The organism is Candidatus Blochmannia sp. SNP, from assembly GCF_036549215.1.
Taxonomy (GTDB): Bacteria; Pseudomonadota; Gammaproteobacteria; order Enterobacterales; family Enterobacteriaceae; genus Blochmanniella.
In genome coordinates this window covers 83,390-96,070 of record NZ_CP144371.1, presented here as the reverse complement: position 1 = coordinate 96,070, position 12,681 = coordinate 83,390, and the positions used below count along the sequence as shown (strand labels likewise).

The following is a 12,681-nucleotide window of genomic DNA, read 5'->3' as shown; positions in this document are numbered from 1 at the left end:
ATGTTTACTCATGAAATTGGGGTATTAATAACATTTAGTTCAAATCCATTTTTTTTATAAGATTGGTATCTATATCTTGCCCATTTTTTTAAAATGTCAGTTATGGGTACAAAATCTATTATTTCATTAAAATTAAAAAAGAAATCCATATTTTGTTTCATAAGATTAATTAATAGATCTCTTGGATTGTTATCATAACAGCATCGATCCCAGTATATAATTATTGGAGTATCATGAATAGTTTTTCCAAATAAATTATGTGGTAAAAATGTACTTTGATCAAATGTCCACAACATTTCATCTATTTTTATCGCTTGGTGTTCATTTTCACAGGCTACTAGGATACTTTTTCCAGATCTCCATTGTGTACTGATTAAATTACAAACAAATTTTTCTATATAACTGAGTTCAGTTTTTTGCTTAATTTTTTGAGGTATTAAATAAAAAGTGCCATGCTTCATATATCATAAATTTTCTATTAAGTTTTATAATTAGGATAGTCTTTATTTATTTTTTTATATGGGAATATGATTTATTAATTAAATATTGTGACAAAAGCGCTACGGGGCGCCCCGTAGCGCTTTTGTCATGATAATTAGATATCCATGCTGTTCCAGCGATATCTAAATGTGCCCAATGGTATTTATGCGTAAATTTTTGAAGAAAACAAGCAGCTGTAATAGCGCCTCCAGATTTACCTCCAACATTTGTCATATCTGCGCATGTAGATCTTAATTGTTTTTGGAATATATCATTTAGTGGTAATCTCCAAATGTAATCTTTAGATTGTTTTGAGGCTACAATTAAATCATTGGTTAAATCTTCATTATTAGACATTAAACCGCTAAAATGATGCCCTAATGCAACGACACAAGCTCCAGTTAATGTGGCTACATCGATTACAACATCAGGTTTATACCGCTCTGCGTATGTTAATGCATCACATAATACTAAACGACCTTCAGCATCGGTATTTAATACTTCTACTGTTTGTCCTGATAAAGTAGTTAAGATATCACCTGGACGGAAAGAAGTATGACTTATCATGTTTTCAGCAATAGCAAGTATCCCAATAATATTTAGTGGTAAATTAAGTTCTACAGCTATACACATAACTGCATATACTGCAGCAGCTCCACACATATCATATTTCATTTCATCCATTTTGTTTGATTCTTTAATAGAAATACCACCAGAATCAAAAGTTAATCCTTTTCCTATAAATACAACAGGAGGAACATTAGATCCTTCAGGATGTCCTTCATATCTAATTATAGGCATTTTAGGAGTATAATTGGAGCCTAGCCCTACTGCTAAATAAGCATTCATACCTAATTTTTTCATTTCTAAAGCATCAATTATATTTATTGTGATATTATCATAACTGGATAATTTATTAACTTGGTCAATGAGATAGTCAGGGGTGCAGAAATTAGGAGGCATATTTCCTAAATCTTTGGCTATTTTTATTCCATGAACAATCGATAATCCATCTTGAATAGATTGTTTACAACATGTAAGTTCGTTTGTATTAGGTATATGTAAAATTATTTCTTGCAGTGATTGATTCAATGTACTCTTATTGTTTTTAAATCTATTAAATACATATAATTCTTCTTCAACAATTTCTATTGTTTGTCTTATTTTCCAATAATTGTCATATCCTTTGATATTTAATTCACTTAAAAAAAACAGTATTTTAATTATGGGGATTTCTTTACATAAAAGTATTATTTTACGAATTAATTTTCTATAACAATATTTATCAAAATTATCTTTTTTACCACAACCAATTAATAAAATTTGTCTATTATATAACTGAGGAATATCATATAACAAGAGTGTTTGCTCCATTTTTCCTTGAAATGCTCCACGATGTAATAATGAGCTGATGTATCCCCTACTTATGGTATCAATCTTTTTTGTTGAAGGAAATAAATGTGATTCTTCAAATATACCAGTAATCATACAACTATCAGGATATGATTCTAGATGACTATCAGTTACCCTAAATTTTATCATAAATTTTCCTATATAAGCATGCTAAATAACATGTTGAAATAAATTAATCACAATATGCGCAATTATATATTATATGTAACAATGAGGTACATTGTTGATATGATCTGAACTTATATTTTATCATTAATAATTTTTTTGCGTTACAAATAAATTAAGTATGCATTATTTTAATATTGTAATTTTATTATTGTTACGATACTGATTTTTGATATGAAAACAAGTTTTTTAGGTAAAGCAATGATATTTACGAAGTATATATTAAAAGAAATATTTAGAAATCAATTAATTATTTTAATAATATTGTTTTTAGTTTGTTTTTGTCAAAAATTGATTAAAATGTTAGGGTTGATAATAGATGGTAATATTTCAATATGTTTAGTTTTCTTGTGTCTTGGTCTGAATATACCAGAAGCAGGAAAATTACTTATTCCTTTTAGTGTGTTTTTAAGCGTACTAGTAACTTTTTATCGCTTACATATTTATAACGAAATTATAGCTATGTATTCTTGTGCTGTAGACAAATACATTCTTATAAGGAGTATATTTTTATTTAGTGGAATTGTTGTGACATTTGCTATGATCAATATAGGATGGTTATCTCCTTATTGTTCGAGTTATCAAAGTAAATTATTGCATGAAATCAAAGAAAACATTAATCTAACCATTTTGTCAGAAAAGAAATTTCAATCATTATCTGATAAATATTTAACTTTATTTGCGGATAGTATTCAGGAAAAAAAATTAAAACATGTTTTTTTAGTAAAAATGAATCAAAATAAAGATAACGGTATGTTTACAATTGTTACGTCAGAACAAGGTAATGTTGATCAAAATCCCGATGGTTCCCGATTAATCATTTTAGAAAAAGGTACGTATTACGAAATTTATAATAAATGTGAATTGTATAAAAATGTATTTATAACTGATTTTTCTAAGTACGAAATGTCGATCAATAATACGTTTAAAACATTGTTAAAAAAAAACCAGACTATTATTGATCATATGTCTATACACCAACTATGGTGTTCTATGGCACCAGAAGCGCGTGTGGAGTTGCACTGGCGTTTAACTTTGTTAATATCTATTTTTATTATGCCAATAATTACAACGTTATTAACTATTACTATTTCGTATAACTATTTATCAAATTTTTTATTAACAATTTTTTTGTATACTATTTTTTTTGTTTTGCATACTTTGTTACGTTCTCATATTATTTTAGAGAAAACAAATCCTATAGTATGGATGTGGGTTATTAATAGCATTTATTTATTAATAGCTTTATTATTGAATGCATGGGATACTTCTTGTATGAAAAAATTAGCTTTAATAGTACTTCATCGTAAGTAAATAACAATATAGTTCATATGTATAATATTTTGAATCATTATATTAGAAAAGTAATTATATCAAGCACAATAGTGGTGTTTTTAGTATTGATATCTTTATCTAGTATAATTAGATTAGTTGATGAACTACGTAAAATAGAAGAAGGAAATTATTCTATTTTTGAAATTATTACTTATATTGTGTTAAGTTTACCAAAAGATTTTGAATTATTTTTTCCTATAGCTACTTTATTAGGTGGTCTTTTGGGTTTAAGTATACTTGAGATCCATAATGAATTTATAGCGATGCAGGTTTCTGGATTTAGTAGATTACAAATTGCCTTGTCAGTTATAAAAGCTTCTGTTCCCGTGCTACTATGTAGTATAATTTCTAATGAATGGGTAGTGCCGAATAGTGAAAAAATAATACACACGTATCGTGATAAATCACAATATGGCGTTTATTTGCTGTCTGAAAAGTTTAAAAATCTGTGGTTTATAGATAACAATGATTTCGTTTATGTTGAACGTGTGGTTTCATGCAGCGAGTTATTAGGGGTAAAATTGTATAATTTCGATGAAAAAAAAAATTAAAAAAGATACTTTATATTAATCGAGCGGTATTTATTAATAAAGTATGGCATTTAATTGATATGAATGAATTGGACGTTTCTAGTGAAATGTGTGTTACTAATAAAAAAATACTACATGCCGAATGGCATGCGGCATTAACTCCATATAAATTATCGATGATGATTACTCATCCAAATGTTTTATCTATCTCTAAATTGTATCATTGTGTTAAATATTTTAATGAGGTTGGTCAAAGCTCTAAGTATTATCAGATGATTTTTTGGAATAAGGTATTATCTCCTATATCTGGATCAGCTATGACCATAATGGCATTGGCATGTACTTTCGGTCCATTGCATAAAAAAAAAATAGGATTTAGATTGTTTATAGGAAGTATAGTGGGATTTTTGTTCTATATTTTAAATCAAATATTTGGAACATTAGGTATAATGTACAGTATTTATCCAATAGTTGGAGTAATATTGCCTAGCATAATATTTTTGGTAATTAGTATAATTATCATATGGATATATTCATAAATATATTATATTAGAAATTTTTAAAAATTTTCATATTTATTTTATTTTAGTTAAAAGCATGGTTTTGGTAAATTCTCGTAACCATTTATGAGCAGGAGAATGATTATGTTTAGAATGCCACGCTTGAATGATGTTTCTTTTTCCTAAGTTAAAATCAGAATGAAAATATGTTATTGGTATGTTTAATTTTTGCGCAACTGTCAATACAAATTCTGGGATTATAGCCAACGCGTCCGAATGAATGACAGCATTTACAGTGGTAATATATTCAGGAGTAATACCAATTAGATTACGTTCTGACCAAAAATATTTGTTATGATCGTCAGATCTGGTTAAGTATTCATTTTTAGTTTGAATAAATTGATATTTTAATAAATTATCCATATTTTTATTTTCGGATAAAATAGGATGGTGATTCCGGCATATTAAACAACATTGGGATACATAGATAGTTCTAATAGTTATTTCAGGATTAAGAGAACGTATTTCTCCTATGTATAAGTCTATGGTGTGATTACGTAAAAAATCATCATCATAATCTGAATCATTTACTAAATTGATAAATATGTTGGGAGCATTATTTTGAATCTCTTGGAATAAGATAGTATTAAGAACAAAAAAAATAGCATAATTTGATGCAATAGTAAATGATAGAGTAGTACTTTTAGGTTCAAATGCTATGTTACTATTGAATACTGATTCAATACGATTAACTAATTCTTTAATATTTTCTTTCAGAGACATTGCTTTAGGTGTTGGAATTAATTTAGTCCCACTACGAACTAAAATTTGATCATTAAATAGAACACGTATTTTATTTAGGGATTTACTAATGGCTGGAGCAGTGACATTTAGTTTTTTTGCTGCTAAGTTTACGCTATTATCTTCTAGTAACGCATTGAGAACTATTAATAAATTAAAATCAAAATTGTTCATATAATAAAATTTCATATAATATTTATTTACCAGGTATTATAATGTATAAATATGCAAGAGTAAAATATATTAATGTAATCAATTATAATATTCTTGTCAGTAATAAGTGTATCAGAGATAAATATGATATTTATAATTTTATATAAAACAAGAGCTATAAGTGATAGGTGTAGTTGAGAGAAATAAAAATGTATGATATATTTATTGCTATGAATGGTGTTAAAATAAGAATATGATTTTATAATTTCAATAATTAAGTTTAGTGAATATGAATAAATCAATTTTTATGTGCTAAGATTAAACTTTATGAATATATATAAAGCTTAATTATTAAATTTTGATTTAGAAAATGTTTTTTAAGTGTATTTGTTTATTTGCCGAAGTGGCGAAATAGGTAGACGCAATTGACTCAAAATCAATCACTTTTATAGTATGCCGGTTCGACCCCGGCCTTCGGCAGTGTCTGCATAAGAGTTATTACAATAGAAAAATATAAAAACATCTACATATTTTAAATTTTTGCTTTGAAATTTATAATTATTACGTTAAAGTGAACTAAATGTATTTTATAATCCTGAATAGATGTAGTTTATTTTTTAAAATTAACATGTTTGTATGTAATAGTTATACTTAGAGGATTTAGGATGGATGCTAATAAGCATTAGAAAGGGTTATAATTGAAAGTTTTGTGAGGCTTAATTAAGCGGATAGGAGGGGCAGTGTAATTGTGATTGAAGGAATTAAGATTAGATTAAAGGTTTTTAATAAATGTTATGTTATAACATAACTCTAATTTCTCAAAGAGAGTTGCATGTCATCGTTTTGTTCTAAACAACGTTTATCTATTGGTATGAAATTGTTTATTGCTTCAGGATTAGCTCGCATGCTTATGGCATTATTGATATTGATATGTTTATGGGCTGCTATTCTTTGGTCTGCCTTGTTACCATAACAATACAATGTAACTACATGATGACATTATATAATGTAATAGCAGGTTACTATGGTCGTAATGTTAGTCCATCTGTGAGCGGCCGTATTAAGTATGGCAGTATGATTGCTATTGTAGGACCTAACGGAATAGGAAAATCTACTTTATTAAAAACATTAGCCGGATTATTACCCCCAATATCTGGTACATTAGAATTTGGAAAAAGAGGTAAACCTCGTATAAGTTATTTACCTCAGGATAAAACTATAGACTATCATTTTCCACTAACTGTTTTTGATGTAGTATCTATGGGTTGTTGGCCTAGAATAAATTTGTTAAAAAGACTAAATCGACGTCAAAAAATTTTAATTTGGCGTTCTTTAGAACAAGTAAAATTATTGGATTTATTAAATCAATATATAGAGAACTTATCAGGTGGACAGGTTCAACGTATGTTATTTGCTAGAATATTAACGCAACAGGCATCATTAATTTTACTTGATGAACCGTTTCAAGGTGTTGATACAAATACTTGTAAAATAATGATACGTTCTGTAAATCTGCTTTGTAGGCAAGGTTGTACTGTGATTGCTGCGTTGCATAATGACGAATTAGTCACTGAATATTTTCCTAATATATTATCACTAACTCATTCTTGTAGTATTTGGAATCCTTCTGCACAAATATGATAGTTTAATTTTGTGTGATGTCATATTATTTTATATGTGAAATTATTAATATATATTATATTTATTTTGGTAAAAAATATGACTATTTATATGTTGTTTGATCCTTTTATTAACTGCGGTTATATGCGTAGAGCTATAGTTGCTTGTTGTGTATTATCTATTAGTATGACGCCAATTGGTAATTTCTTAATGTTAAAACGTATGAGTCTAGTGGGAGATGTATTGTCTCATTCTATATTACCAGGAGTGGCTATAGCATATTTTTTTTCGGGTATGTCATTTGTTATAATGAGTATAGGAGGATTTGTTTCTGGTTTAGTTGTTGCGATATTGTCTAATTGGATTAGTGAAAAAACATTGTTGCAAAAAGATGCTAGTTTTTCTGGATTTTATCTTGGATCTTTAGCGCTTGGAGTGATATTAATGTCATTGCATGGTCCTAATATGGATTTATTAGATTTATTGTTTGGATCTGTTTTATCTGTGAATCTATTGAATTTAAAATGTATTGGAGTAATTGGAACAATAACTCTACTTACTGTTGCATTACTTTATAGGGCTTTGATTATTGAAACGTTTGATCCAGATTTTTTGAGAGAAAATGGCATTAAGGCATCTAAATTTATTCAAATAGTTTTTTTATCAATAGTTATGTTAAATTTAATAGCAAGTTTTCAAGTAACTGGTACTTTAATGTCTGTTGGGTTAATGATGTTACCTGGGTTATCAGCTCGGTATTGGGTTAAGAGTTTAATAAATATGCTCTTGTTATCAGTATTAATCGCTGTGTTGTGTTCATGGATAGGATTGCTTGGAGCATTTTATATGGTTTTTCCAGCAGGTCCTGCTATAGTGCTATGTGGTAGTATAGTATTTTTAATTTCGGTATTTTTTGGAAGAAATAAAGGTATTTTGTTTTATATGTACCATAAAAAATAAAATTTTTGGATTATTTATTTAATTAATTATTTATTATATTAGGAATAATTAAGTGTGTTTATGTAAAAATATAATTTTTTATCAAACATGAATATGTAATGATTGCACATTTATATATAAGTAATTTTAATTTTTTATATAAAATTATATTTAGTAATTTTGTCTGTATCTACTTGTGTATAGAAATATTAAGTTTTTAAATAATATTTAAAAATTTTTGGTGATGATTTTAGTATTACTAATAAAATTAGACATATAATTTTATTTAAATTAGATATTTTTGATTGCAAGTAAAACTAATAAATAATGATTTTAATAATTATTGTTATTCTTTTTGTTTTTAGCAAATGAAAATATGATAGTGTAAGATTAATAGTATATATCAACTAAAATTGATGTGTTTATAACATTTGTAATTATACCAATAACAATAGTATGTTTTAATTAAGCTGATATAATAAAAATAAGGAAATTAAAAATAAAGTTTTTTTAAAAGAGGATATAGAATAGTAGTTAAAAAATTAATGATTTCTGAACGAAAATAAAGTAATTTGAAATAGTAAGATAAATGTTTTGTGTTTTTAGCAATAAAGTATGTGTCATCTCAAATATACATTACTTACGTTTACAAAAGGGGTTATAGGCATATTATACAATATCCCTATAAATAAGCATATTAAACCATGACGTCTATAATTACTATCTGTTGTATCAGAAGGTTTTTTAAAATAATTCTCATTATTTAATGAAATTTTATGTTTTATACAGATACTATATAAAACATGTGTAGTTTTATAATTAGATTATTTTCATAAACTAACATTTATTTTGATTTAAATTATTTATTCCGTTAGTATGGACTAATTTTGATAAATATTGGTATGTGCAATTATTAGAAATGGTTAATGTTTTAATTTGTATATATCAATCATGGTTTATAGCATGATTACAATTTAATCATATTTCCTAAATATACTTGTTGTACATTTTTATTATTCAATATCTCATTGGGAGAACCATGAGCAATTAATTTTCCTTGATTAATGATATACGCTCGTTCACATATACGTAACGTTTCTCTTACATTATGATCGGTTATTAACACTCCAAGTCTTTGGGATTGAAGTTGTTTAATGGTCTTTTGTATATCTGTTATTGCGATTGGATCAACCCCAGAAAAAGGTTCATCAAGTAATATAAATTTAGGATTAGCAGCTAATGCTCGCGCAATTTCTACGCGTTTTCGTTCTCCTCCAGATAATGTTTGACCAATATTGTTTCGTAGATGACTGATATGGAAGTTATGCATTAATTCTATAATAAGTTTATTGCGTTTTGTTGTATTAAGATTACGCTGGGTTTGTAATATAGCCATTAAATTGTCAAATACAGTTAATCGACGAAAAATTGAGCTTTCTTGAGGCAAATAGCCTATACCCAATCGAGCTCTAAGATAGATTGGGTATAGGCTAATATCTTTTTCACCAAGTAAAATGTTGCCGGAATTATGTTGAACAATTCCTAATATCATGTAAAACGTTGTAGTTTTTCCTGAACCATTTGGACCTAATAATCCAACGATCTCTCCAGAAGAGAGATATAAACTTATATCATTAACTACATGCCGTCCTTTGTAGATCTTGGATAAATTTCTTATAGTAAGTGTTGTCACTCTATCAAATTAGAATTAATTATATAGTGTACATTAAATATATTTTTAGATTGGTTTGCTAATAAAGTTGTAATAACTTTATTTCCTTGATTAGAAATAGCTTTTATTTGTTTTTTTTTTATTGAGTATATTATTTTATCACTTTTTATAGAATTTCCTGATTGTTCTATATAAGCATTCCCAATAAAAGTGATAGTATCATCGTTAGTACTATAATATATTATCAATGATTGAGCAAATATTGTATTCTCCGTATTTTCTTGTGTTTGATTTAAAATGGCAGGTTTTCCATGTGCTTCTATTACAGATAAATGATGTATATCTTTTGTGTGAGAGATTAGCATTTTATCTGCATGAAGATTGATGTCTTTATATTTAAGAATAACTTGATCTGTAAAAATTACTGTATTAGTTAGCATATTAATTGATTGGTGTTTAGAACAAATTTGAATTATTTGTGTTTTTTTATGCGTTGTGGCATGGGAGCACGTAAACATAAAAAATATGTTAATACAGATAAGTATTGTTTTGTTTTTACCGCATATATTGAATTTCATAATAAGTTTGTGTACTATCAATTAATTTGATTGTTTGTGTATGTAGATTGGCATGCATTTTCATCCCAACAGAATAAAAATAATGACCATGTATAATTACTTTTTTGTTTGAAATAATATCTTGAGTTATTAGATTAATTATCGCTTGGTTCGTTTCAATGGATCGAAAATATGCACTATCTATTAAACTATTCATATGAACGTGGCCGTATAAATGTAGTGTCTTTTCATGATTTAATCTAGCTTGATTTGCTGTAATTTTCCATATTGGAGTATTTTGTTCATTAAAAGCAGTAATGTCAGGGCATATAAACCAAGTGATTTTTTGATCTGAAAAATGTTGAATACAATATGCTGTTAATTTAAATTTAAGTTGTCCTGTTGTATGATATATGTTAATCACTACATCGTTACCTTGATGAGTATATGTTTCTTTATTGACCAATGAATTTAGTGGCGTATTAAAGGTGATTAATAATTTTTTTATAATAATGGATAAAAAGATTATTGTTAATATTGATAAAATTGAAATAAAAATATATTTTTTATTTTTGTTTAATAATTTAGGTGTATAAAACATTATGCTATCTCTTATGTCATGGCTATGATTGAATATTTATTTATGTCTTAAATAATAAAAATACTATCAGTAGGTGATATAGATTAAATATTATTGTTGTGATTATTAATTTTAATGTTATTTTGGTCTGAAAAACTACGTATAAGATGATATTTTTTCATAAAATGATATGATGAAAATAATTATTCACCACTACATTAAATATAGTGTATAGATAGAAATGACAATATATTCATTAATCTAAGGAGACATATAATGGAATTAATTTCAATATATTAATTTGTAGTTTAGTTATTAATTTTTAAATTTATATTACTAATATATAGTAATATGTGTTTGATTTAAGTGTTATTTATTTCTGATAGACTGGGTATTTTCAATTTTAATTTGTAATAATATTTTGTTATTAACTTGTATTGTATTAAGTGATATAAGTTACACATAACATGTGTAACTTATATATTTACATATGTAATTTTTACGTTTATTTTTATTAGAAATATAATTTTTATTTGAAGATAAATAATTTTTATATTAAGTAATAAAATTATAATTTATATAAAATATATTATTAATAATTAAATTATAAATATGATAATGTTGTTGCATTTATAATAAAATGTATTGTTGTTTAATCTATTTTTAATATTGTTGGAAAATTTATTTTTAATAAATTTAAAATAAAAATTCTAAGTTGTATGAGAATTATTATTATTTTGATAATATTAGTAATTATAAATATGTACATCCCAAAAATAGTTAAAAATAATATTATCGATTATAATAAAGATTGTTTAAAATTATCAACTGCATTTGGTAATTGGATATAGTTAGTGGTGTATTTATTGATATAATTTAAAGTGTTATTTTAATAAAAATTTATAAAAGTATTATTTTTTGTAATGTTTAATATTATTTTTTGATTATAAATATATAAATATGAAACTTATTAGAATGTAGTTAAAATATTATAAATTAATAATAATTAATAATATCTAGATTAGTGAAATAATTGGTGTATAAGTACAATTTTATTTTTTTATATTATTTAATATTTTATAAATTTTATAAATGCTTAAATTTTTATTCTTATAAAATAGGTTAATGACGATTATGATTAATTACCATTGAATCATCATACTTAATCTAATAGCATAAGAATAATGTTTCAATAAAATATGATGTCAATGAGTATATAACAAAATTTTTTGTCAAATCATTCATTTTTATTTTACTTTTAAAAATAAAAATGAACTTGACGTAATTTTATATTTGAACAAGTTAATTTTATTAAAATCAGTTTAATGATAATAAATGTAGCGTATAGAATTTTAAATAATAAAAGATATTGTTATATACAATATATATCTATAGGTATAAAAAAGTTTTGTAGATATATTTAATATATAAATTTATATTTTATTCTCGATATATTTTTATTGAGGGATAAGGATAGTAATGATGATCGTTATATATTAACTAAAAATAAAACTAAATAATTAGTTATTCAAGATTAAAATTAAATAATAAATTTCAGGATATATTAATTTAAAAATAACAACTTAAAATAATTTTTTAATAGAACATAATTAAGATAATTATCTGTTCTACTATTAATTGTATTTATTGAAATGGCTTGAAGCTTATGAATGAGAATGAAGTTAAAAGTATTTTATTAAAAAATTTGTTATTAGATGAAGTGCATGTTTCTTTTTATGAAAATAATTGTCAAATTATCGCTATAGGCCATATATTTTATAATATGAGTGAATTAGAACGGCATAAAATAGTATATGCTCCTCTTATGCAACATATATTAAATAATGAAATTCATTCTGTATCTATTCATGCATTTAATCCTGAAGAATGGAAGAATAAAAAGCATATGTTATATAATATATGAAGCAGATTTCAA

At 25.3% G+C, this 12,681-nt stretch carries 11 protein-coding genes, 1 tRNA gene and 1 pseudogene; 7 read left to right on the top strand and 6 right to left on the bottom strand.

Annotated elements, in window-relative coordinates:
- Nucleotides 1-8: 8 nt before the first annotated feature.
- Nucleotides 9-461, bottom strand: coding sequence for a DNA polymerase III subunit chi (locus VOI34_RS00425; protein WP_331828502.1), 453 nt, complete (start codon nt 459-461; stop codon nt 9-11).
- Nucleotides 462-507: 46 nt separating this feature from the next.
- Complete coding sequence (locus VOI34_RS00420; protein ID WP_331828501.1) at nt 508-2,022, bottom strand: leucyl aminopeptidase; 1,515 nt, start codon at nt 2,020-2,022, stop codon at nt 508-510.
- Between the two features lie 210 nt (nt 2,023-2,232).
- Here VOI34_RS00420 and lptF point away from each other — a divergent pair, with 210 nt between their 5' ends.
- Nucleotides 2,233-3,372 (top strand): LPS export ABC transporter permease LptF, encoded by a 1,140-nt coding sequence (gene lptF, locus VOI34_RS00415; protein ID WP_331828500.1) that lies wholly within the window; start codon nt 2,233-2,235, stop codon nt 3,370-3,372.
- A 17-nt stretch (nt 3,373-3,389) separates the two neighbouring features.
- Nucleotides 3,390-4,462, top strand: a pseudogene (gene lptG / locus VOI34_RS03310) (LPS export ABC transporter permease LptG).
- A 36-nt stretch (nt 4,463-4,498) separates the two neighbouring features.
- On the opposite strand, the gene VOI34_RS00400 reads toward lptG, so the two are convergent.
- Complete coding sequence (locus VOI34_RS00400; RefSeq protein WP_331828498.1) at nt 4,499-5,398, bottom strand: LysR family transcriptional regulator; 900 nt, start codon at nt 5,396-5,398, stop codon at nt 4,499-4,501.
- A 376-nt stretch (nt 5,399-5,774) separates the two neighbouring features.
- Here VOI34_RS00400 and VOI34_RS00395 point away from each other — a divergent pair.
- The 4 genes from VOI34_RS00395 to VOI34_RS00380 all read left to right on the top strand — a co-directional run bounded on the left by VOI34_RS00395 (nt 5,775) and on the right by VOI34_RS00380 (nt 7,957).
- Nucleotides 5,775-5,857 (top strand) — tRNA-Leu (locus VOI34_RS00395).
- A 352-nt stretch (nt 5,858-6,209) separates the two neighbouring features.
- Nucleotides 6,210-6,350: a hypothetical protein gene (locus VOI34_RS00390; RefSeq protein WP_331828497.1), complete on the top strand. Its 141-nt coding sequence runs from the start codon at nt 6,210-6,212 to the stop codon at nt 6,348-6,350.
- 17 nt (nt 6,351-6,367) lie between these two features.
- Nucleotides 6,368-7,018, top strand: a complete 651-nt coding sequence (locus VOI34_RS00385) for a metal ABC transporter ATP-binding protein (protein WP_331828496.1) — start codon at nt 6,368-6,370, stop codon at nt 7,016-7,018.
- Between the two features lie 78 nt (nt 7,019-7,096).
- The gene (locus VOI34_RS00380) at nt 7,097-7,957 is read left to right on the top strand and encodes a metal ABC transporter permease (protein ID WP_331828495.1); all 861 of its coding nucleotides are present in this window, start codon (nt 7,097-7,099) and stop codon (nt 7,955-7,957) included.
- 946 nt (nt 7,958-8,903) lie between these two features.
- Here VOI34_RS00380 and lptB read toward each other — a convergent pair.
- The 3 genes from lptB to lptC are packed head-to-tail and all read right to left on the bottom strand — an operon-like array spanning nt 8,904 to nt 10,766.
- Complete coding sequence (gene lptB, locus VOI34_RS00375; protein WP_331828494.1) at nt 8,904-9,629, bottom strand: LPS export ABC transporter ATP-binding protein; 726 nt, start codon at nt 9,627-9,629, stop codon at nt 8,904-8,906.
- Nucleotides 9,626-10,126, bottom strand: coding sequence for a lipopolysaccharide transport periplasmic protein LptA (lptA, locus tag VOI34_RS00370; protein WP_331828493.1), 501 nt, complete (start codon nt 10,124-10,126; stop codon nt 9,626-9,628). Before lptA ends, lptB begins: the two co-directional genes overlap by 4 nt.
- Nucleotides 10,127-10,163: 37 nt before the next feature.
- Nucleotides 10,164-10,766, bottom strand: coding sequence for an LPS export ABC transporter periplasmic protein LptC (lptC, locus tag VOI34_RS00365; protein ID WP_331828492.1), 603 nt, complete (start codon nt 10,764-10,766; stop codon nt 10,164-10,166).
- 1,645 nt (nt 10,767-12,411) lie between these two features.
- Here lptC and VOI34_RS00360 point away from each other — a divergent pair.
- Nucleotides 12,412-12,669 (top strand): BolA family protein, encoded by a 258-nt coding sequence (locus VOI34_RS00360; RefSeq protein ID WP_331828491.1) that lies wholly within the window; start codon nt 12,412-12,414, stop codon nt 12,667-12,669.
- Nucleotides 12,670-12,681 lie beyond the last annotated feature (12 nt).